Annotated in this window: 17 protein-coding genes; 9 read left to right on the top strand and 8 right to left on the bottom strand. The window is 72.8% G+C overall.

Features of this window, described 5'->3' with window-relative positions; genetic code table 11:
* Positions 1-4: 4 nt before the first annotated feature.
* From BIV28_RS09900 to BIV28_RS09890, 3 genes are all read right to left on the bottom strand, one after another.
* Positions 5-1,093 carry a mannose-1-phosphate guanylyltransferase gene (locus BIV28_RS09900; RefSeq protein WP_076261460.1) on the bottom strand — a complete coding sequence of 363 codons (1,089 nt, stop codon included), beginning with the start codon at positions 1,091-1,093 and terminating at the stop codon, positions 5-7.
* Positions 1,094-1,168: 75 nt separating this feature from the next.
* On the bottom strand, positions 1,169-2,815 hold the full coding sequence (locus tag BIV28_RS09895) for an ABC transporter permease (RefSeq protein WP_076261458.1): 1,647 nt from the start codon (positions 2,813-2,815) through the stop codon (positions 1,169-1,171).
* Complete coding sequence (locus BIV28_RS09890) at positions 2,812-3,723, bottom strand: ABC transporter ATP-binding protein (RefSeq protein ID WP_076261456.1); 912 nt, start codon at positions 3,721-3,723, stop codon at positions 2,812-2,814. Before BIV28_RS09890 ends, BIV28_RS09895 begins: the two co-directional genes overlap by 4 nt.
* A gap of 102 nt (positions 3,724-3,825) precedes the next feature.
* Between BIV28_RS09890 and BIV28_RS09885 the strand changes: the two genes are divergently transcribed.
* Complete coding sequence (locus BIV28_RS09885) at positions 3,826-4,341, top strand: GbsR/MarR family transcriptional regulator (protein WP_076261454.1); 516 nt, start codon at positions 3,826-3,828, stop codon at positions 4,339-4,341.
* Between the two features lie 103 nt (positions 4,342-4,444).
* Positions 4,445-6,037 carry an acyl-CoA mutase large subunit family protein gene (locus tag BIV28_RS09880; protein ID WP_076261452.1) on the top strand — a complete coding sequence of 531 codons (1,593 nt, stop codon included), beginning with the start codon at positions 4,445-4,447 and terminating at the stop codon, positions 6,035-6,037.
* Between the two features lie 69 nt (positions 6,038-6,106).
* Here the strand turns inward: BIV28_RS09880 and BIV28_RS09875 are convergent, their stop codons facing one another.
* The 5 genes from BIV28_RS09875 to BIV28_RS09855 form a co-directional block, all read right to left on the bottom strand.
* Positions 6,107-6,736: a hypothetical protein gene (locus BIV28_RS09875; protein ID WP_207555898.1), complete on the bottom strand. Its 630-nt coding sequence runs from the start codon at positions 6,734-6,736 to the stop codon at positions 6,107-6,109.
* A gap of 35 nt (positions 6,737-6,771) precedes the next feature.
* On the bottom strand, positions 6,772-8,718 hold the full coding sequence (locus BIV28_RS09870; RefSeq protein WP_076261450.1) for a thiamine pyrophosphate-binding protein: 1,947 nt from the start codon (positions 8,716-8,718) through the stop codon (positions 6,772-6,774).
* Between the two features lie 104 nt (positions 8,719-8,822).
* Positions 8,823-9,686 (bottom strand): carbohydrate kinase family protein, encoded by an 864-nt coding sequence (locus BIV28_RS09865; protein ID WP_207555897.1) that lies wholly within the window; start codon positions 9,684-9,686, stop codon positions 8,823-8,825.
* Between the two features lie 12 nt (positions 9,687-9,698).
* Positions 9,699-10,667, bottom strand: a complete 969-nt coding sequence (locus BIV28_RS09860) for a pseudouridine-5'-phosphate glycosidase (protein ID WP_207555896.1) — start codon at positions 10,665-10,667, stop codon at positions 9,699-9,701.
* 9 nt (positions 10,668-10,676) lie between these two features.
* Positions 10,677-11,390 (bottom strand): (2Fe-2S)-binding protein, encoded by a 714-nt coding sequence (locus BIV28_RS09855; RefSeq protein ID WP_207555895.1) that lies wholly within the window; start codon positions 11,388-11,390, stop codon positions 10,677-10,679.
* Positions 11,391-11,496: 106 nt separating this feature from the next.
* On the opposite strand from BIV28_RS09855, the gene BIV28_RS09850 reads away from it, so the two are divergent.
* The 7 genes from BIV28_RS09850 (at position 11,497) to BIV28_RS09820 (ending at position 20,105) form a co-directional block, all read left to right on the top strand.
* On the top strand, positions 11,497-12,735 hold the full coding sequence (locus tag BIV28_RS09850) for an amidohydrolase (RefSeq protein WP_207555894.1): 1,239 nt from the start codon (positions 11,497-11,499) through the stop codon (positions 12,733-12,735).
* 239 nt (positions 12,736-12,974) lie between these two features.
* A complete protein-coding gene (locus tag BIV28_RS09845; protein WP_076261441.1) occupies positions 12,975-14,033 on the top strand; it encodes a BMP family lipoprotein in 1,059 nt (352 codons plus the stop codon).
* A gap of 217 nt (positions 14,034-14,250) precedes the next feature.
* Positions 14,251-15,918, top strand: a complete 1,668-nt coding sequence (locus tag BIV28_RS09840) for an ABC transporter ATP-binding protein (RefSeq protein WP_076261634.1) — start codon at positions 14,251-14,253, stop codon at positions 15,916-15,918.
* Positions 15,915-17,036 (top strand): ABC transporter permease, encoded by a 1,122-nt coding sequence (locus BIV28_RS09835; RefSeq protein ID WP_076261439.1) that lies wholly within the window; start codon positions 15,915-15,917, stop codon positions 17,034-17,036. Before BIV28_RS09840 ends, BIV28_RS09835 begins: the two co-directional genes overlap by 4 nt.
* Positions 17,033-18,307 (top strand): ABC transporter permease, encoded by a 1,275-nt coding sequence (locus BIV28_RS09830; protein WP_076261437.1) that lies wholly within the window; start codon positions 17,033-17,035, stop codon positions 18,305-18,307. The genes BIV28_RS09835 and BIV28_RS09830 overlap by 4 nt, the downstream gene beginning before the upstream one ends.
* Entirely contained in the window at positions 18,304-18,705 is a 402-nt protein-coding gene (locus BIV28_RS09825; protein ID WP_076261435.1) for a cytidine deaminase, read from the top strand. Before BIV28_RS09830 ends, BIV28_RS09825 begins: the two co-directional genes overlap by 4 nt.
* Before the next feature lie 113 nt (positions 18,706-18,818).
* Complete coding sequence (locus tag BIV28_RS09820; RefSeq protein ID WP_076261433.1) at positions 18,819-20,105, top strand: thymidine phosphorylase; 1,287 nt, start codon at positions 18,819-18,821, stop codon at positions 20,103-20,105.
* The last annotated feature ends 566 nt before the right edge of the window (positions 20,106-20,671 follow it).

Raw genomic sequence — 20,671 nt, 5'->3', positions numbered from 1 at the left:
TCGGTCAGGTGAGGTCGGTGCGCCCTCTGGCCGTGAGCTCCTCGACGATCTTCTTGACGTCCTGGGCCCGCTCGGGTCGCGTGATGAGCAGGGCGTCCTGGGTGTCGACGACGACGAGGTCGTCGACGCCGATGAGGGCGACGAGCCGGCCGCCGGTGGCGACCGTGGCCGTGGAGTCGATGCTGAGGATGTCGTCGGCCGGGCCGATCGCCGTGATCCCCGGCACGTCGCTCGACGAGGTGACGAGCTGGGTCAGGGCGGCGAAGTCGCCGACGTCGTCCCAGCCCAGGGCCGCGGGCACGACGGCGACGCGACCGGCCGCCGCGGCCGGCTCGGCGACGGCGTGGTCGATGGCGATCTTCTGGAGGGCGGGCCACAGGTCGCGCATCCGGCGGGGGTCGGCCGCGATGGTGCGCAGGTGGTCGACCATGTCGGCGTGGTTCTCGGCCAGCAGCTCGAGCAGCGTCGTGGCGCCGACGACGAACATGCCTGCGTTCCAGCGGTACTCGCCCGTGTCGAGGTAGCGCCGTGCGGTGTCGGCATCGGGCTTCTCGACGAACTCGTCGACGCGGTGGGCGCTCGGCGCGCCCTCGACCGTGAGGGGCTCACCGAGGCGGATGTAGCCGAATCCCGTTGACGGGTGGGTCGGTTCGATGCCGATGGTCACGAGGTCGCCCTGGCGCGCGACGGCGACGGCCTCGCGCACCGCGCCCTCGAACGCCGCGGTGTCGCGGATGACGTGGTCGGCCGCGAACGACCCGAGCACGGCCTCCGGGTCGCGTCGCTCGAGCATCGCCGCGGCGAGCCCGATGGCCGGCATCGAGTCGCGGGGAGACGGCTCGCCGACGACGGCGTCGTGCCCGAGCATGGGCAGCTGCGCGCGGACGGCGTCCTCGTGCGCGACGCCGGTGACCACGAGCATCTGGTCGCCGACGAGCGGCTCGAGCCGGTCCCACGTCGCGCGCAGCAGGGACTGCCCGGAGCCGGTGAGGTCGTGGAGGAACTTGGGGGACTGGCGGCGCGAGATCGGCCAGAGCCGCGTGCCGGACCCGCCGGCGGGGATGACGGCCCAGAAGCCGGGGATCGCAGACATGGGGGACACGGTACCGATGCGCGGCGCCGGGCCCGAACCGGCGCGATGCGGTCGCGCCGGCCGCGCCGTCCGGGGTCAGCCGAGGTCGCGACGTCGCAGCGCGCCGACGCCCAGAACCGCCAGGGCCAGGGCCACGAGCGCGAGGACGGCGAGTGGCAGCCACTGCACCGACCCGCCCGGCAGGGCGGGCAGGTGCGCGAACGGCGACAGGTCGACGAGCCAGGCCGGCAGGTCGAGCAGGTCGCCGAACTCGCCGAGCAGCAGGAAGGTGATGAGCGCCGCCCAGGCCAGGCCCGTGAACCGGGGCCACAGCCCGTAGAGCAGCATCGCCACCCCGAGCGTCACCCACACGGCCGGCAAGGTCGAGAGCGCCGCCCCGACGAGGCGCACGACGATGCCGCCGACGTCGCCCTCCGCCGACCCGTGGACCAGGCCCGCGACGAGCGCCCCGACCACCATGACGCCGGCGCTCGCCACGACGGCGAGGGCGAGGTGGCCGACGGCCCAGGTCGTGCGTCGCACCGGGGTCGCGAGCAGGGCCTCGGCGCGGGTGGTCGTCTCCTCCGTGTGCATCCGGGTCACGACGGCGATCGCCAGTGCGGCTGCGGCGACGGCGGCGAAGTGCAGCTCGCTCGCGAAGTAGATGTCGGTGATCGTGCCGGCGTCGCCTCCCATGGCGCGCAGCATGTCCTCGACCTGGGGGGAGTCGACGAAGCTCGTGATGCTCCCGGCGATGGAGCCGAGCACGACGCCGAGCACGACGTACGCGACGACCCAGCCCACGAGCATCCCGCGGGCGAGCCGAAGCGTCAGTCCCGCCGCCGACCGGATGTCGCTGCGCTCGCGGCCGGCCCGGCTCGGCAGGACGCCGGCGCCGAGGTCGCGGCGCTCGAGCAGGGCGAACGCCACCGCCACGAGGACCGCGTAGAGCACCAGCCCGAGGACGACGACCCAGTAGCGGTTCGCCCCGAACGGCGACACCTTGACGCCCCAGCCGAGCGGCGAGAGCCACGTCAGGAACCGTGCCGGGCTGTCGTCGGCTGCGGTGTCGCCGACGGCGCGCACGAGGAACGCGACGGCGAGCGCGCCGAGCGACCAGCCCGCCGTGCCGCGGGCGCTCGAGGTCAGCTGGGCCGCGACGGCCGTGACGCCCACCCACGACAGCCCCATGACGAGCCAGGACACCCCGAGCGCGACCGAGCCGGCGGCGTCGAGGCCGACGGCGATCGACCAGAGCACCGTGAGTACGACGGTCAGCACGACGGCGCCCGTGCCGAGCAGCACCGCGGCCCCGAGCGCGGCGCGGCGCCCGACGACGCCGGCCCCGAGCAGCTCGAGCCGTCCGGCCTCCTCCTCGGTTCGGGTGTGCCGCCGCACGACGACGTAGGCGAGCATGGCGAGGAAGACGCCGCCGAGCAGGATCGACTTGAAGGTCGCGATGGAGTCGATGCCGAGGCTCGAGATCGGGCCGTACATGGCGACGAGCGCGGGGTTGGCGAGCGTCGGGGCCATCGACTCCTGGGCCGAGGCGAGGTCGGGGAAGAGCGTGAAGGTCGCCTCGGCCGACATCGCGACGAAGCCGGCGAGGGCGACCGCGCTCACGGGCACGAGGACCCGGTCGCGTCGCACCGCGAGGCGCAGCAGCGACGGCGTGCCGGTGAGGCCGGCCGACCGGACGCGCCCGCGCGCCGGTGCAGGAGAGGGTGCGGCGAGGGTGCTCATGAGGTCACCACGGGCGTGCCGCCGCTGCGGTACTGCTCCATGAAGAGCTCCTCCAGGGTCGGGGGAGCGCTCGTCAGTGCGGTGATGCCGTGGGCGCCGAGGACCTCGAGGAGCCGGCCGAGGTCGTCGGCCCCGACGGTGCACGTCACGTGCGCGCCGGTCACCTCGGCGTCGGCGACGCCGGGCAGGCCGGCCAGCGTCGACGCGTCGACGGGGCGGGCCAGCGTCGCCTCGACGCGGGTGCGCGACAGGTGCCGCAGCTGGGTCAGGGTGCCCGACTCGACGTTGCGCCCCTCCCGGATGATGCTGACGCGGTCGCAGAGCGACTCGACCTCGGACAGGATGTGGCTGCTCAGCAGGACCGTCCCCCCGGCAGAGCGGAACTCGCGCACGACGTCGCGGAACACCGCCTCCATGAGCGGGTCGAGGCCGGACGTCGGCTCGTCGAGGACGAGCAGCTCGACGTCGGAGGAGAGTGCCGCGACGAGCGCGACCTTCTGCCGGTTGCCCTTGGAGTAGGAGCGGCCCTTCTTGGTCGGGTCGAGGTCGAAGCGCTCGAGCATCTCGGCCCGTCGCCGCTCGTCGATGCCGCCGCGGAGGCGGGCGAGCAGGTCGATGACCTCGCCGCCGGTGAGGTTGGGCCAGAGGGCGACGTCGCCGGGCACGTACGCGAGGCGACGGTGCAGCGACTCGACGTCGCGCCAGGGGTCGCCGCCGAGGAGGGTGGCGGCGCCGGCGTCGGCGCGCAGCAGCCCGAGGAGGATGCGGATGGTCGTCGACTTGCCGGCGCCGTTGGGCCCGAGGAACCCGTGGATCTCGCCGGTGGCCACCTCGAGGTCGAGACCGTCGAGGGCGACGGTGTGGCCGAACGTCTTGCGGAGGTCGTGGACCTCGATCGCCGTGCTCATGCTCTCGACGATACACAAGATTCACGATTTACTGAATGTTGTGACCCTCAATTAGGGTCGTGGCAGGAGCCGCGCACGCGGACACGACGGCGGGAGGCGACGATGGGGGCACGACGCAGGGCACCACGGCGCGACGACCGGGCCGTCGCGGCCTACGTCGAGCGGCTCGGCGACGCGCTGACCGAGGCCGGCATGCCGCGTCTGGCCGCCCGCGTCTTCGCGTGCCTGCTCGCCGACGACGACGGCCGGATGACCGCCGCCGAGCTGACCGGGTCGCTCGACGTCAGCCCCGCCGCCGTCTCCGGGGCCGTCCGGTACCTCACCCAGACCTTCCTCATCGGCAAGGAGCGCGAGCGCGGCACGCGTCGCGACGTCTACGTCGTCCAGGCCGATGCCTGGCACGGCGCGATCCTGAGCCGCGACCGCGTCATGCAGCACATGGAGTCGAGCATGCGCACCGGCGTCGTCGCCGTCGGGGGCACGGCCACCCCGGCTGGGCAGCGCCTCCAGCTGTCGGTGTCCTTCCTCGAGTTCATCGGCGAGGAGATGCGCACGCTCGGGGACCGCTGGGAGGAGCGCAAGGCCGAGCTGCTCGCCGAGTGGGCCGACACGGCCTGACCCGTCGAGGGGCCACGTTCGGCGGCCTCCCGGCGGACGTGAGATCGGCAACGTTCAGAGCCGGCCGACGCGTCGGCGACCGGGCCGCCGATACGCTCGGCCCATGGCTGACAGCACCGGTGCGCGCTCCGAGTCCGACCTGCCCATCGAGCCCGTCTACGACGCGTCGGCCCTGGCGGGGTTCGACGCCGAGGCCAAGCTCGGCGCCCCCGGCAGCTACCCCTTCACCCGCGGCGTCTACCCGTCGATGTACACCGGGCGGCCGTGGACGATGCGCCAGTACGCCGGCTTCGGCACGGCCAAGGAGAGCAACGAGCGCTACCACCAGCTCGTCAAGGCCGGAACGGGCGGCCTGTCCGTCGCCTTCGACCTGCCGACGCAGATGGGCTACGACTCCGACGAGCCGATCGCCCACGGCGAGGTCGGCAAGGTCGGCGTCGCCATCGACTCCGTCGACGACATGCGGGTCCTCTTCGACGGCCTGCCGCTCGGCGAGATCTCCACGTCGATGACGATCAACGCCCCCGGATCGACGCTGCTGCTGCTCTACCAGCTCGTCGCCGAGGAGCAGGGCGTGCCGAGCGACCGGCTGGCCGGCACGATCCAGAACGATGTGCTCAAGGAGTACATCGCCCGCGGCACCTACATCTACCCGCCGCGTGAGTCGCTGCGCCTCATCGCCGACGTCTTCGCCTACTGCCACAAGGAGATGCCGCGCTGGAACACCATCTCCATCAGCGGCTACCACATGGCCGAGGCCGGGGCGACGCCCGTGCAGGAGATCGCCTTCACGCTCGCCAACGCGATGGAGTACGTCCGCGCCGCGCAGGCCGCGGGGCTGCACGTCGACGACTTCGCGCCGCGCCTGTCCTTCTTCTTCGTCGCCCGCACGACGCTGCTCGAGGAGGTCGCCAAGTTCCGCGCGGCCAGGCGCATCTGGGCCCGGATCATGAAGGAGCAGTTCGGCGCCCAGAACCCGAAGTCGATGATGCTGCGCTTCCACACCCAGACCGCCGGCGTGCAGCTGACGGCGCAGCAGCCCGAGGTCAACCTCGTCCGCGTCGCCCTGCAGGGGCTCGGCGCCGTCCTCGGCGGCACCCAGTCGCTGCACACCAACTCCTTCGACGAGGCCATCGCGCTGCCCACCGAGAAGGCCGCCCGCCTCGCGCTGCGCACCCAGCAGGTCATTGCCTACGAGACCGACGTGACCAAGACCGTCGACCCGTTCGCCGGCTCGTACGTCGTCGAGTCGATGACCGACGAGATCGAGGCGGCGGTGCTCGACCTCATCCAGCAGGTCGAGGACAAGGGCGGCGCGGTGGCCGCCATCGAGCAGGGCTTCCAGAAGTCCGAGATCGAGCGGTCGGCCTACCGGGTGCAGCTCGAGATCGACAACGGCGAGCGCACCGTCGTCGGCGTCAACCGGTTCACCCTCGACCAGGAGGAGCACTACGACCCGCTGCGCGTCGACCCGTCCATCGAGGCCGAGCAGCGCGACCGGCTCGCAGCCCTGCGCTCCGAGCGCGACCAGGCCGCCGTCGACGCCGCCCTCGCCCGGCTGCAGGAGGCCGCCCGCGGCACCGACAACCTGCTCTACCCGATGAAGGACGCGCTCGCGGCCCGGGCCACCGGCGGCGAGGTCGCCCACGCGCTGCGCGAGGTCTGGGGCGTCTACCACCCCCGCGAGACCTTCTGACGCAGGAAGGCCCGCGGCCCGGACCCACGTCGGTCCGGCCTCGGGCCGTGGCCGGCCTCGGGCCGCCGGTCAGCCGGCGTCGCCGGCGAGCCGCCGCGCTCCCTCGGCGAAGAAGGCACGCACGGCAACGGCGTCGCCGAGCTGCGTCATCGGGCGCGCGGCGCCGAACGCGACGTTCCAGAACGGCCCGCTCGGCACCGGCGAGGTGCTGACGTACGCGTAGGGCTCGCGCAGGTGGGCGTCCCCGGGCGAGACGCCGTACGAGACGCCGCCCAGGGTGATGCCGACGTCGAAGTGCTCCGGCCACAGCACCGGTCGCTCGTGCGGCGCGAAGGCCCGCAGGGCGGCGTCGCCGCGCGCCCAGCACTCGCCGAGCCACCGGGCCTGCCCCGCGTCGACGTCGAGCCGCTCGTCCGGGTCGCCGTGGCTGCCGTCGTGGTAGACGCCCGCCGGCTCGCCGACCTCCACCCCGACCGCCTCGGCCAGGACCCGCGCGCTCGAGCCGTCCAGCGGCCACCGACCGGCGCTGCCGACGAGCTCGGCGCCGTCGACGTGCAGGTCCGGGGGCCGCGTCGTCCCGAAACCGCCTGCACGAGAGGCCAGCTCGATCGACCCGCTCTGCCGCCACTGCGGCCCGGCCAGCACGAGCTCGGCCACGACGTGCAGCGATCGAACGGTCGTCATGATCTCGGTCCCCACGGGTCCTCCTCTCCGGCGCCCACCCCGGCGACCGGTCACAGCAGCTCGATGTCCTGCTCCACCGCCAGCATGGCCGGCCCCTGCGCCGCGAAGAGCTCGCGCATCGCCGCGTCGAGGTCGGCGGACCGGTCGACGCGGATGCCGACGGCGCCGCACAGGCGGGCGTACTCGGCCCAGTCGGGGTTGTGCAGCGACGTGTGCCAGACGGGGAAGCGCTCGGCCACCTGCTCCTTGCCGATCTTGCCGAGGGCGTGGTTGTCGAGCAGCACGTGCTTGACCGGGATGCCGTACTTGACGGCCGTCGTCAGCTCGAGCGCGTACTGCCCGAAGCCGCCGTCACCGGTGACCGCGACGACCGGTCGCGACGGGTCGGCCACCCAGGCGCCGAGAGCCGCCGGGTAGCCGAACCCGATCGACCCGAGGTAGCCCGACATGAGCACCGGCTGCCCGTGCGACTCGAGGTACCGCCCGAGCGAGTAGGCGTGGTTGCCGACGTCGACCGTGACGACGGCGTCCGCGGGAAGGTGCCGCGATAGGGCGTCGAAGACCGCTGCCGCCGACACCCCGTGACCGCGGTCGTCCCGCGCGCGACGCGACTTCTCGGCCCGCCAGATCTCCCACCGGGCCGCGACGTCGTCGCGCTGGTCCTCGGCGGCGAGCGGCCTTGCGGCATCGAGCCCGTCGAGCCGGTCGAGCAGCGCGCGCAGCCCGAGCGACGCGTCGCCGAGCAGGTGGTGGCTCACCGGGTCGAACCGGCCGATGGCGGCGGGGTCGGCGTCGACCTGCACGACGTCCTTGTAGGTGGCGATCCCCGTGTGGTTGGAGAAGGACGCGCCGACGACGACGAGCAGGTCGGCCTCGTTCATGAGCCAGCTCGCGACCGGGGTGCCGCTGCGGCCGAGCACCCCGGCACCGAGCGGGTGCGTGTCGGGCACGAGCCCCTTCGCGCGGAAGGTCGTGAGGACCGGCGCGCCGAGCCGCTCCGCGAGCTCGACCACCTCACGCTGCGCCGCCCGCGCCCCGTGGCCCACGACGACGACCGGGCGCCGTGCCGCGGCGACGCGCGCTGCGGCCGCGTCGACGGCGGCGCCGGGCGGCGCGGCGAGGCGGGGGACGAGCCGGCCTGCAGGCTCGGCGGCCGGAGCGTCGGAGGGGAGCACCTGCACCTCGTCGGGGAGCACGAGATGCGCGACGCCCCGACCGTCGACGGCGTGCTTGACGGCGACGGCCGCGAGCTCCGCGTGGTTGCTCCCCGCGTGCAGCGTCGTGCTCGACAGGGCGACGTCGGCGAAGACGGCCGACAGGTCGACGTCCTGGAACGCGCCGCGCCCGAGCACGCTGCTCGGCACCTGACCCGAGATGGCGACGACCGGGGAGCGGTCGAGCCTGGCGTCGTAGAGGCCGGTGAGGAGGTTGGTGGAACCCGGACCGGCGATGGCGAAGCACGCTGCCGGCCGCCCGGTGAGCTTGCCGTAGGCGCTCGCCGCGAAGGACGCCGCGCCCTCGTGCCGGATGCCGATGTAGGTCAGCTCGCCACGCTCCTCGGCCCGACGCATGGCGTCCGCGAAGCCGAGGTTGGAGTGCCCGACCATCCCGAAGACGTGGCGGACACCGAACGCCACGAGCGTCTCGACGAGCACGTCCGAGACCGTCCGCCGGTGCGGCTCGTGGTCCGGCAGCTGCACCCACGTGCCGTCGTCGCGCTCCTCGACGGGGTAGGACGTCGGCGCGTCGCTGAACCCCTCCGGGGGCTTGCCGGTGAGCGGGTCGTAGTCGTACCCGTGCCAGGGGCAGCGCAGCAACCCCTTCTCGATCGAGCCCTCGCCGAGGGGCCCGCCCTGGTGCGGGCACCTGTTCTCCAGCGCGCCGACGCCCGTCGGGCAGCGGCTCACGGCAAGGCTGCGACCGTCGACGACGACGCTGCGCACGCGTCCGTCGTTCGGCAGGTCGGTGTCGTCGATGCGGTGCCAGCGTGGCGCCATGGCTCCTCCCACGTGCCCGCCCACGCGGCCGCGGGCAGGGCCGCCCCTGCACCGATGGTAGGAGCCGAGGGCCGGACGGGGACCGGAGTCGCGAAAACCGTGGGTCAGCGGGGGCGGGCGCCGAGGCCCTGGCAGGCGGAGGACCCGGCATCGACGCCGGCCCGCAGCGCCGCCATCCGCGACCCGCCGCTCAGCCAGACCGACAGCAGGCCCGCGTTGAACGCGTCACCCGCGCCCGTGGCGTCGACGTGGTCGATGCGCGGCGCGTCGACGGTCTCGTCGATGCCCTCACCCACCCACCGCGCGCCGGCCGCCCCGTCGGTGGCGACGACCTCCCGCACGTGCCCGAGCACCCGCTCGAACCCGCCGAGCGCGTCGAGCTCGGAGGAGTTGGGCAGCAGCAGGTCGACGCCGTCGACCCACGACAGGAACGCGTCGGCGGTCTCGCGCTCGATGAGGGCGTGGGCCTGCGGGTCGACCGACACGGTCCAGCCGAGCTCGCGGGCCTGCCGCAGCGCCTCGAGCCCGCCGGGCCGCGACTCGCGGTCGAGCAGCACGTAGCCGGACACGTGCAGGTGCGGGGTCTCCCGGTCGTCGTGCGGCAGGTCGGCGAACCACACGTCGTCGGGGCAGAAGGCCCGGTTGGCGCCGCGGTCGGGCAGCATCGTGCGCTCGCCCTCGGCGTCGAGCAGCACCGTGACGACGCACGTCGGCAGCACGGGGTCGACGGCGAAGGCCGTGCGCACGTGCCGCTCGGCGAGGTCCCCGGCCACCGCGCGGGCGGCGAGGTCGTTGCCGACGCGGGCCACGACGGTCACGGGCATGCCCGCCCACGCGAGCCAGGCCGCCGAGTTGCCGCCCGCACCGCCGGGCACGAGGCGCACCGACGACGGGGTGTCGGTGCCCCACCGGATCGGCCCGCCCGGCGAGGTGATGACGTCGAGCCCGACGTCGCCGACGACGACCACCGACCGCATCGCTCAGGCCCCCGCGCCGGACGCCGCCGGCAGCTTGTGCACTTGGGCGGCCACCTCCGCCGCCACCTCGCCGGCGAGCCGGGCGTTGGCGAGGACGAGCTCGACGTTGGCCCGCAGCGACTCCCCGCCCGAGCTGTCGTGGAAGTACTCGAGCAGCCGCGGCGTCACGTCCTTGCCGTGCACGCCCTCGCGCTCGAGCAGCGCGAGCCCCTCGGTCACGAGCCGGTCGTGCAGGTCGCGGTCGACCTGCCGGTCCACGGGCAGCGGGTTGGCCAGCACGATCCCGGCCGCGTCGGTCCCGAGCCGGTCGCGGGTCACGAGGACCCGGGCCGCCTCGGCCGGCGTCTCGACCCGCCAGGGCACGCGGTGTCCCGAGTCGGACAGGTAGAAGCCAGGGAAGGCGTCGGTGCGGTAGCCGAGCACCGGCACCGACAGGGTCTCGAGGGTCTCGAGGGTGCCGGCGACGTCGAGGATCGACTTCACCCCGGCGCACACGACCAGCACCGGCGTCGAGGCGATGACACCGAGGTCGGCCGACACGTCGAACGTCTCGGACGCGCCGCGGTGCACGCCGCCGAGACCGCCGGTGGCGAAGACGCGGATACCCGCGAGGTGCGCGAGCGCCGACGTCGAGGCCACCGTCGTGGCGCCCGAGAGCCCCAGGGCCGCGGCGACACCGACGTCCCGGACCGACAGCTTGGCGACGCCGGGGTCGGTGCACACGCGCTCGACCTCGGCCGGCCCGAGGCCGATGTGGACGACGCCGTCGAGCACCGCGATGGTCGCGGGCACCGAGCCGCCGGCCCGCACCGCGTCCTCGATCCGGGCGGCCACCTCGACGTTGTCGGGGTGGGGGAGCCCGTGGGCGAGGATCGTCGACTCGAGGGCGACGACACCGAGGCCGGCGTCGAGGGCGTCGCGCACCTCCTCCCGGACGACGAGCAGGTCGGGCGAGGGCATCGGCTGCGACATGGCCACACCCTAGTTCTGCGGCCCGGCGCCCCACCGCCGCCCGGAGGGGCTCCCGCTGCGCGGGCAGGCCGCGCACTCGCGCATCCCCGGCAGCGCGTAGATGAAGCAGCACGAGACCCGACGCGGCTCGGGCCCGGTCGGGTGCCCGGCGGCCCCGGCCGCGACGCGCGATGCCGTGGACCACGTGTCGTCGACGACGCCCCAGCGCTGCCGCGAGCCCATCCGCACCCCGGGCGCGAACGCCGCGACGACCTCGTGCACGAGGTCGTCGTACACGGCGCGGGAGCGGGCCGCCCTCCGCTCGGGGTCGGGTTCCACCTCGAGCCGGGCGCGGGCCGGGTCGACGACGAGGCGGTGCGGGTAGAGGCCGGGTGCCAGCTCGAAGCCGAGCCCCGACGCCGGTGGCACGAGGACCCACGGACCGAGCGCCGCGGCGTGGGCCAGGGGTGTCGCGGCCACCTCGCACCACCACTGGAGCACGAACGCCGCCGGCACGTGCGCCGCGACCGGCACCCCGTGCCGTCGGGACATCTGCTCCCGCAGCGCGTCGCGCCAGGGCGCCAGCGGGTCGGCGCCCGCGCGCACGTGGGCCAGGACGTCGGCGCACCACGTCGTCGCGGCCGACGCGTCGGGCGTGACGGTGGTGAAGGGCAGCGCCCGGTCGACGCGTCGCAGCACGTCGAGGACGGCGACGTCGCGGGGCTCGTCCGAGGCGTCCGCCACCGGCCCGTCCACGTCGCCTCCCGGGGTCCTGCGCCGGGGTGCCGCCCACACCGACGACCCCGAGGTGCCGGGGCGGGCACCATCCTCTCGCTAGAATCCCGTGATCGTGACCGATGCCGCCCTGCCCCTGCCCTTCGACGCGATCGGACGCGTCGTCGACGAGCACCTGGCCGAGCTCATCGCCTTCCGTCGCGACCTGCACGCCCATCCCGAGCTCGGGCGCGGCGAGGTCCGCACCACCGCGGCGATCGCCGACCGTCTCGAGTCGGCCGGCATCCGGGTGCGACGGCTGCGCGGCACCGGCCTCGTCGCCGACCTCGGCGCCACCGACCCGGTCGAGCGCATCGCCCTGCGCGCCGACATCGACGCCCTGCCGATCCGCGAGGCCACCGGCCTCGACTTCGCCTCCGGCACCGACGGCGTCAGCCACTCGTGCGGCCACGACGTGCACACCACGGCCCTGCTCGGCGCGGCGCTCGCCCTGAAGAACGAGGAGGCCCGGCTCGTCGCGGCCGGCCTCGGCGCCCGGCTCGTCTTCCAGCCCGCCGAGGAGCTGATGCCCGGCGGTGCCGAGGACGTCGTGGCCCAGGACGGCCTCGTGGGCGTCGACCGCATCTTCGCCCTGCACTGCGACCCGAACCTCGACGCCGGCCAGGTGGGCCTGCGCGTCGGTCCGATCACGGCGGCCGCCGACCAGGTCGAGGTCGTCCTCGTCGGGCGCGGTGGCCACACGTCCCGGCCGCACCTGACCCAGGACCTCACCTACGCCCTGGCCAAGGTCGTCACCGACGTGCCGGCCGTGCTGTCGCGGCGTCTGGACCCCCGCGCCGGCGCCGCCCTCGTCTGGGGCTCGGTCCACTCCGGCGGGGCCCACAACGTCATCCCGTCCTCCGGCAAGGTGGGCGGCACCCTGCGCATGCTCGACGCGAGCATCTGGGACGGCGTCGAGCGCCTCCTCGAGGAGGTCGTGCACGCCGTCGTCTCCCCGTACGCGGTCCACGCCGAGGTGACGATCACCAAGGGCGTGCCGCCCGTCGTCAACGACGCCGGCTGCATCGACGCGCTCACCGCCGCCGTCACCGGAGCCGGCGCCTTCGTCGCCCCGACGCCCCAGTCGCTCGGTGGCGAGGACTTCGCCTGGTACCTGACGCACGTGCCCGGCGCGATGGCGCGCCTCGGCACCCGCACGCCCGGCGGCCCGACCTACGACCTGCACCGGGGCGACCTCGTCGTCGACGAGGCCGCGATCCCGATCGGCGCCCGCACCCTGGCCGGCGTCGTCTTCTCGGCGGCGTCGGCCCGCAGCGACGCCGAGCGCCCGCGCCGTCTCGGCATCGCCCGCTGACCCCTCGCCGCCCCGGCCTGACACGTCCCCTTCCCGGGTGTTTCCCGGGCCTTTCCTGCACGCCATGACACAGATCACCGGGCGTGTCCTGTCGATCTCACGACACAGCGGTCGCGGATCGATAACACTTCCCGTGACTTCCGCGGCGCTGCGTAGATCGTTGCCCGCCGAGGTCTACAGTTCCCTTGCATCTGGGCCGATGTCGTCGTCGGTCCGACGAATTTCCTAAGGAGCACCTCTTGCGTCACGCAACGAAGGTCGCGGCTGTCGTCGCCGCCGCCGCGCTCGGCCTCGCGGCCTGCGGCAGCAGCACCGACAACACGACGTCCCCCGGCAGCACGGGCGGCTCGACCGGCGCCGCCGGCGGCTCGCTCAAGATCGGCATGGCCTACGACGTGGGTGGCCGCGGTGACCAGTCGTTCAACGACGCCGCCGCCGCCGGCCTCGACAAGGCCAAGTCCGAGCTCGGTGCCGACACCAAGGAGGCGGCCGCGGTCAACGGCGAGCCCGAGTCGGCCCGCAAGGAGCGCCTGCAGCAGCTCATCGACGCCGGTTACAACAACATCGTCGCGGTCGGCTTCGCGTACGCCAAGGCCGTCGGCGAGACCGCCAAGGCCAACCCCGACGTCAAGTTCGCCATCGTCGACGACTCGTCGCCCGACTCGGCCGGCCCGAACGTCGACCAGATCACCTTCGCCGAGGAGCAGGGCTCCTACCTCGTCGGTGCGGCCGCGGCCCTCAAGACGAAGACCAACCACATCGGCTTCATCGGTGGCGTCCAGACCGACCTCATCAAGAAGTTCGAGGCGGGCTACGTGGCCGGCGCCAAGGCGGTCAAGCCCGACGTCAAGATCGACATCAAGTACCTGACCCAGCCGCCGGACTTCTCGGGCTTCAACTCGGTCGACAAGGGCAAGGCCGCGGCCGACGGCATGTACCAGGGCGGCGCCGACGTCGTCTACCACGCAGCCGGCGGCTCCGGCGGCGGTGTCTTCACGGCGGCCAAGGCGGCCGGCAAGTGGGCCATCGGCGTCGACTCCGACCAGGCCAAGACGGCCCCGGCCGACGTCCGCGACGTCATCCTGACCTCGATGATCAAGAAGGTCGACGTCGGTGTCTACGACTTCATCACCGCGGTGAAGAACGGCACCTTCAAGGCCGGCAACCGGGTCTTCGACCTCAAGGCCGGCGGCGTCGACTACGCCACGACCGGTGGCCACATCGACGACATCAAGAGCAAGCTCGACGAGTACAAGCAGAAGATCATCTCGGGCGAGATCACCGTCCCGAAGTCCTGATCGTCCTGATTCTCGGAGGGGAGCGGCCTTCGCGGCCGTCCCACCGGGCGGCCCGGGCGACGCGTGCGCGTCGTCCGGGCCGTCGCATCTTCACCGAGTTACCCACCCCGGCACCGCGTGGCGCGTTAGGTTCGCGAGTGCTGGTTCAATACTCGATCGACGCCCGCGTCGAGGCGGGCCCGCATGAGGAGTGTGTGTCATCGTCACCAACGAGCCCGTGACCGGGGGCGAGCCCGGCGAGCCTCCGAAGGCCGTCCACCACGGCGCCCCTGCCGTCCGGCTCGAGGGCATCACCAAGCGCTTCCCGGGCGTCGTCGCCAACAAGGACATCGCGCTGACCGTCGACAAGGGCACGGTCCACGCCATCGTCGGTGAGAACGGTGCCGGCAAGTCGACCCTGATGAAGATCCTCTACGGGGTCCAGCAGCCCGACGAGGGCACCATCGAGGTCGACGGCCAGGTGCGCCAGCTGCGCTCGCCGTCGGATGCCATCGAGGCCGGCATCGGCATGGTCTTCCAGCACTTCCAGCTCGCCGACAACCTCACGGTCCTCGAGAACGTCGTCCTAGGCGCCGAGAAGCTGCACGGCATCGGCGACGCCGCCCGCGCCAAGATCCGCGAGATCTCCGGGGCCTACGGCCTCGACGTGCGCCCCGACGCGCTCGTGGCCGACCTCGGGGTCGGCGCCCGCCAGCGCATCGAGATCCTCAAGGTCCTCTACCGCGGCGCGCGGATCATCATCCTCGACGAGCCGACCGCGGTCCTCGTGCCGCAGGAGGTCGACGAGCTCTTCGAGAACCTCCGCGAGCTCAAGTCCGAGGGCCTCACCGTCGTGTTCATCTCGCACAAGCTCGACGAGGTGCTCAAGGTCGCCGACGCCATCACCGTCATCCGACGCGGCACCACCGTCGCCGAGGTCGACCCCACCGGCGTGACGCCGCGCCAGCTGGCCGAGCTCATGGTCGGCTCCGAGCTGCCGTCGCCCTCCACCGAGGAGTCGACGGTCACCGACACACCGCTGCTGACGATCGAGGACACCTCGCTCACCGACCCGGCCGGGGGCCCGGCCCTGCTCGACGGCATCGACCTCACGATCCACGCCGGGGAGATCGTCGGCATCGCCGGCGTCGAGGGCAACGGCCAGGCCGAGCTCGTCGAGGTCATCATGGGCATGCGCGAGCCCTCGAGCGGGCGCATCCTCCTCGGCGACGTCGACATCTCCGACTGGCAGGTCCGCGAGATCCGCGAGGCCGGCATCGGCTACATCCCCGAGGACCGCCACCGGCACGCGCTGCTGCTCGAGGCGCCCCTCTGGGAGAACGTCATCCTCGGCCACCAGACCGAGGCCATCAACGTCACCGGGCCGGGCGGCGTCCTCGTCAACGCGGGCGCGGCCAAGCGCGAGACCCAGACGATCGTAGACGAGTACGACGTGCGCACGCCCTCGATCAACGTCACCTCCGGGTCGCTGTCGGGCGGCAACCAGCAGAAGCTCATCATCGGTCGCGAGATGCGCCGAAGCCCGCGCGTCCTCGTGGCCGCCCACCCGACCCGTGGCGTCGACGTCGGCGCGCAGGCGGCGATCTGGGACCACATCAAGGAGGCCCGCCGCAACGGCCTCGCCGTCCTGCTCATCTCGGCCGACCTCGAGGAGCTCGTCGGCCTGTCCGACACGATCCGCGTCATCCTGCGCGGACGCCTGTCCGGAGAGTTCGACCCGGACGTCGTGACCCGCGAGGAGCTCGGTGCCGCCATGACCGGCGCGCACTCGGTCGACGCGGCCGAGGCGTCCACCGACGCCACGCCCGACACGTCCGACAGCTCGACACCGGCACCCACCGATGCGCCCGATGCGGGCACCCACGACGAGGGGGAGACCCGATGACCGCCCGCCTGGACGCCCGTCGCATCCTCATGGCGATCGCGGCGCCGCTCCTGTCGATCGTCGTGGCCGTCGTCGTGACGAGCATCATCCTCTACGTCGCGGGCGACCCCGTCGGCGCCGTCTGGGCCCAGCTGTTCAAGGCCCCGCTCCCGCGCCAGGTCGTCGCCATCATCAACGCCGCGTCCGTGTACTACCTCTCGGCCATCGCCGTGGCCATCGGCTTCCGGATGAACCTGTTCAACATCGGCGTCGACGGCCAGTACCGCGTCGCCTCGTTCGCGGCGGCCCTCTTCGCCGGCCAGGGCTTCCTGCCCGGCTGGCTCAACATCATCGTCGCGATCATCGTGGCCATGGCGTCCGGCGCCCTCTGGGCCGGCATCGCCGGTGTCCTCAAGGTGACGCGAGGCGTCTCCGAGGTCATCTCCACGATCATGCTCAACGCGATCGCGACGCTGCTCGTCGCCTTCCTCCTCGGCAAGACGGCCGAGAAGGTCCAGGGCAGCAACGCGACCAACACCAAGCCGCTGCCCGCGGACTCCCGGGTGCCGGGCATCTCGCTCGACGGCATCATCGCCACCCCGAGCAAGGTGTACGGCCTCGTCGTGCTGGCCATCCTCGTCGGTGTCCTCTACTGGTTCGTCATCAACAAGACCCGGTTCGGGTTCGACCTGCGCGCGACCGGTCGCTCCGAGTCGGCAGCCGTCGCGAGCGGCGTCAAGGTCAAGCGGATGGTGCTGACCTCGATGCTCATCTCCGGCGCCGCGGCCGGCCTCGTCGGCATGCCGCTGCTCTTCGGCCAGGACTACGTCTACGGCGACACCGTCCAGGCGGGTCTGGGCTTCGCCGGCATCGCCATCGCCCTGCTCGGTCGCAACAACCCCATCGGCATCGGCTTCGCCGCACTGCTGTTCGCCTACCTCGACGCCCAGGGCAACGGCCTGCAGATCAGCGCCGGAGTCAGCGACCGCCTCGTGCTCGTCATCCAGGGAGTCATCGTGCTGTCCGTCGTCATCGCCTACGAGATCGTGCGCCGCGCGAACGTCGCCCTCGAGCAGCGTCGCGTCGCCACGGAGCTCGCCAGGCAAGCCTCGGCCCCGGCGGAAGGAGCGGTGGCATGAGCACCCCCGTCATCACCGAGACGGCCCCGGCCGCTGCGCCCGCGGCCAAGCGCACCGGTCGACCGCGCTGGTTCTGGGCCGCCCTCATCGTCGGCGGCCTCGTCGTCCTCTCGACGGTCCGCGTCATCACCGGCGCCAACGACATCGACTCCTCCGGCGCCCTCATGGCCGCCATCGGCCTCGCCGTCCCCATCGGCCTGGCCGGTCTCGGCGGCCTCTGGAGCGAGCGCGCCGGCGTCGTCAACATCGGCCTCGAGGGCATGATGGTCCTCGGGACCTGGGGTGGTGCCTTCTTCGGCTTCCACTACGGCCCGTGGGCGGGCATCCTCGGTGCGATCCTCACGGGGGTCGTCGGCGGCGCGGTCCACGCCCTCGCCACCGTCGTGTTCGGCGTCGACCACATCGTCTCCGGTGTCGCGATCAACCTGCTCGGGGCCGGTGCCGGCGCCTACCTCGCCGTCCGCACCTTCACCGGCCTGCCGGGCGGTGGCCCGACGCAGTCGCCGCCGCTGGAGCAGCTTCCGTTCCTGTCGGTGCCCGGGCTCGCGGATCCGCTGCTGACGCTCGAGCAGAAGCACTGGTGGCTCGTCTCCGACCTCGCGTCGGTGCTGCGGGCGCTGACGACCAACCTCAACATCCTGACCGTCATCGCCGTGCTCCTCCTCGTGGCCACGTGGTGGGTGCTGTGGCGCACGGCCTTCGGGCTGCGGCTGCGCTCGTGCGGTGAGTCACCGGTGGCGGCCGAGACGCTCGGCATCAACGTCTACCGCTACAAGTTCACGGCGGTCCTCATCTCCGGCGGCCTCGCCGGGCTCGCGGGTGGCTTCCTGGTCCTCGTGGCCAGCAACCTCTACCGCGAGGGCCAGACCGGTGGCCGCGGCTTCATCGGCCTCGCCGCGATGATCTTCGGCAACTGGCGCCCGGGTGGCCTCGCCGGCGGCGCGGCCCTCTTCGGCTACACCGACGCGGTGCAGCTGCGCGGTGGCGGTGACGTCGTCCGCGCCTACCTGCTGCCGATCGCCGTCGCCCTCGTCGCGTGGGGCATCTGGCAGTTCGTCCGCCGTCGGCAGGGCAAGCCGCTCAAGGGTGTGCCGATGGTCGTCATGGGTGTCCTCGCCCTCGGGTGGTTCCTGTCGGCGCCGAGCGTGCCCAACGAGTTCACCGCCATGACGCCGTACGTCGCGACGCTGCTCGTGCTCGCGTTCGCCTCGCAGCGCCTGCGGATGCCGGCGGCCGACGGACAGGTGTACCGCAAGGGCGAGGCCTCGTGACCGACGTCGACTGGGAGGCCCTCCGGCGGCGTGCCGTCGAGCTCATGGAGCGTGCCTACGCCCCGTACTCGCACTTCCGCGTCGGGGTGGCCGGTCTCGTCGACGACGGACGCGTCGTGGCCGGCTGCAACGTCGAGAACGCGGCGTACGGGGTCGCGCTGTGCGCCGAGTGCGGCATGGTCTCCGAGCTGCACGCCACCGGTGGCGGCCGACTCACCCACGTGTTCTGCGTCGGGGGAGACGGCCAGGCCCTGATGCCGTGCGGGCGCTGCCGCCAGCTCCTCTGGGAGAACGGCGGCCCCGACTGCCTCCTCATGACGCCGGAGGGCGTCCTGCCGATGTCGGCGGTGCTCCCGCAGGCCTTCGGCGCCGCGGACCTCGACGCCGCGGAGGGCTGAGATCCTCGGTCGGCCGTGGTGCCCCTGATCGGGCGTCACGGCCGACCGCTCCGCCTGTGGCGGAAACGGCCGCCCGTGCTCCGACGCGTGCCGGGCTGGGGAATGATGGTCGCGTGAGCGAAGCCTTCGATGCCGTAGACGTCATTTCCGCCAAGCGTGACCGGTCCGAGCTGACCGACGCACAGATCGACTGGGTCATCGACGCGTACACGCGCGGCGTCGTCGCCGAGGAGCAGATGTCCGCGCTCGCGATGGCGATCTACCTCAACGGGATGAGCCCCCGCGAGATCGCCCGCTGGGCCGACGCGATGATCCGCTCGGGGGAGCGGCTGGACTTCTCCTCGCTGTCGCGACCGACGAGCGACAAGCACTCGACCGGTGGCGTCGGCGACAAGATCACCCTGCCCCTGGCACCGCTCGTCGCGGCGTGCGGCGTCGCGGTGCCGCAGCTGTCCGGCCGCGGGCTGGGCCACACGGGTGGCACCCTCGACAAGCTGGAGTCGATCCCCGGCTGGCGGGCGGACATGTCGAACGAGCAGATGCTCGCCCAGCTCGAGGACGTCGGTGCCGTGATCTGCGCGGCCGGTTCGGGCCTCGCGCCGGCCGACAAGAAGCTCTACGCCCTGCGCGACGTCACCGGCACCGTCTCGTGCGTGCCCCTCATCGCCACCTCGATCATGAGCAAGAAGATCGCCGAGGGCACCGGCTCGCTCGTCCTCGACGTCAAGGTCGGGTCGGGTGCCTTCATGAAGGAGCTCGGGCAGGCGCGCGAGCTCGCCGAGACGATGGTGCGCCTCGGCACCGACGCCGGGGTCAAGACCGTCGCCCTGCTCACGAACATGAGCACGCCCCTCGGCCTCACGGCCGGCAACGCCCTCGAGGTGCGCGAGTCGGTCGAGGTCCTCGAGGGGGGCGGCCCCGAGGACGTCGTCGAGCTGACGCTGGCCCTGGCGCGCGAGATGGTCCAGGCCGCGGGCGTCGAGGTCGACCCCGCCGACGCGCTGAAGGACGGGCGTGCCATGGACGCGTGGCGCCGGATGATCCGTGCCCAGGGAGGCGACCCCGAGGCGCCGCTGCCGACGGCGAAGGAGACCCACCACGTGCTCGCGCCCGCCGACGGGGTGCTCGTCGAGCTCGACGCGCTCGCCGTGGGGGTCGCCGCGTGGCGCCTGGGCGCCGGCCGGGCCCGCAAGGAGGACCCGGTGCAGGCCGGCGCCGGGGTGGAGATCCACTACAAGCCCGGCGCGAGCGTGCGCGGGGGAGAGCCGCTGCTCACCCTGCACACCGACGAACCCGAGCGCTTCGAGCGGGCCGTCGCGGCCCTCGAGGGCGGGATCACCGTGGCCCCCGAGGGCTCGCGTCCGGTGCTCGACCCCATCGTCATCGACCGCATCGCCTGACCGAACAGGCCTGTGCCCGTGCGGTGGTCGGGCGCCGACCGCCGCACGGGGGGATACGGATTTGTCTTCCTCCGGGTCCACGGGCTAACGTTTACGACGTCAGCCCGACCGGGCGGAACGGACGCCGAGGCGGCCGGGTCCCGGGGCCGACACCGATGGGAAACCCGACCTGATGGCCGGGGGCCGTCGGACCCGCCAGACCCTCTCCGGAGGGTCGCGTGAGATGCCTCTTCGGAGCGGCTCGCGAGTTTGACTCAGGTCGAGGCGGCGGGTAAGTTTGAAGGGTTGCCCCGGAGGCCGGGCCCGCGTTGGTGGGTGTGGTTGATGGTGTGTGTCTGATGCTTGAGAACTCAACAGCGTGTCAAAAATCGATGCCAATACCTCGTCTCGAGGGGCCGGCGTCGCTCGTGGCTTGATGGTCGCGGGTGGCTGGTTTCTTGGATGATTTTATTTCTTTGGTTGACAACGACGATCAGTATTTTTGCTGGTTGTTCGGCTCAGCCTGGATCATTTTTAACCCCGTTCGCGGGGTTGCCTCGCTCCTTATGGGGGTGGGGTTGTTGAAC

Source organism: Intrasporangium flavum (assembly GCF_001956915.1).
GTDB lineage: Bacteria > Actinomycetota > Actinomycetes > Actinomycetales > Dermatophilaceae > Monashia > Monashia flava.
Note: the sequence above shows the minus strand (reverse complement) of the source record. Positions and strands in the feature narration are given on the sequence as shown.

Bases quoted from the DNA above. Each gene is read 5' to 3' on its own strand.
- BIV28_RS09900 (WP_076261460.1), bottom strand. From the start codon at position 1,093: ATGTCTGCGATCCCCGGCTTCTGGGCCGTCATCCCCGCCGGCGGGTCC.
- BIV28_RS09895 (WP_076261458.1), bottom strand. From the start codon at position 2,815: ATGAGCACCCTCGCCGCACCCTCTCCTGCACCGGCGCGCGGGCGCGTC.
- BIV28_RS09890 (WP_076261456.1), bottom strand. From the start codon at position 3,723: ATGAGCACGGCGATCGAGGTCCACGACCTCCGCAAGACGTTCGGCCAC.
- BIV28_RS09885 (WP_076261454.1), top strand. From the start codon at position 3,826: ATGGGGGCACGACGCAGGGCACCACGGCGCGACGACCGGGCCGTCGCG.
- BIV28_RS09880 (WP_076261452.1), top strand. From the start codon at position 4,445: ATGGCTGACAGCACCGGTGCGCGCTCCGAGTCCGACCTGCCCATCGAG.
- BIV28_RS09870 (WP_076261450.1), bottom strand. From the start codon at position 8,718: ATGGCGCCACGCTGGCACCGCATCGACGACACCGACCTGCCGAACGAC.
- BIV28_RS09860 (WP_207555896.1), bottom strand. From the start codon at position 10,667: ATGTCGCAGCCGATGCCCTCGCCCGACCTGCTCGTCGTCCGGGAGGAG.
- BIV28_RS09835 (WP_076261439.1), top strand. From the start codon at position 15,915: ATGACCGCCCGCCTGGACGCCCGTCGCATCCTCATGGCGATCGCGGCG.
- BIV28_RS09830 (WP_076261437.1), top strand. From the start codon at position 17,033: ATGAGCACCCCCGTCATCACCGAGACGGCCCCGGCCGCTGCGCCCGCG.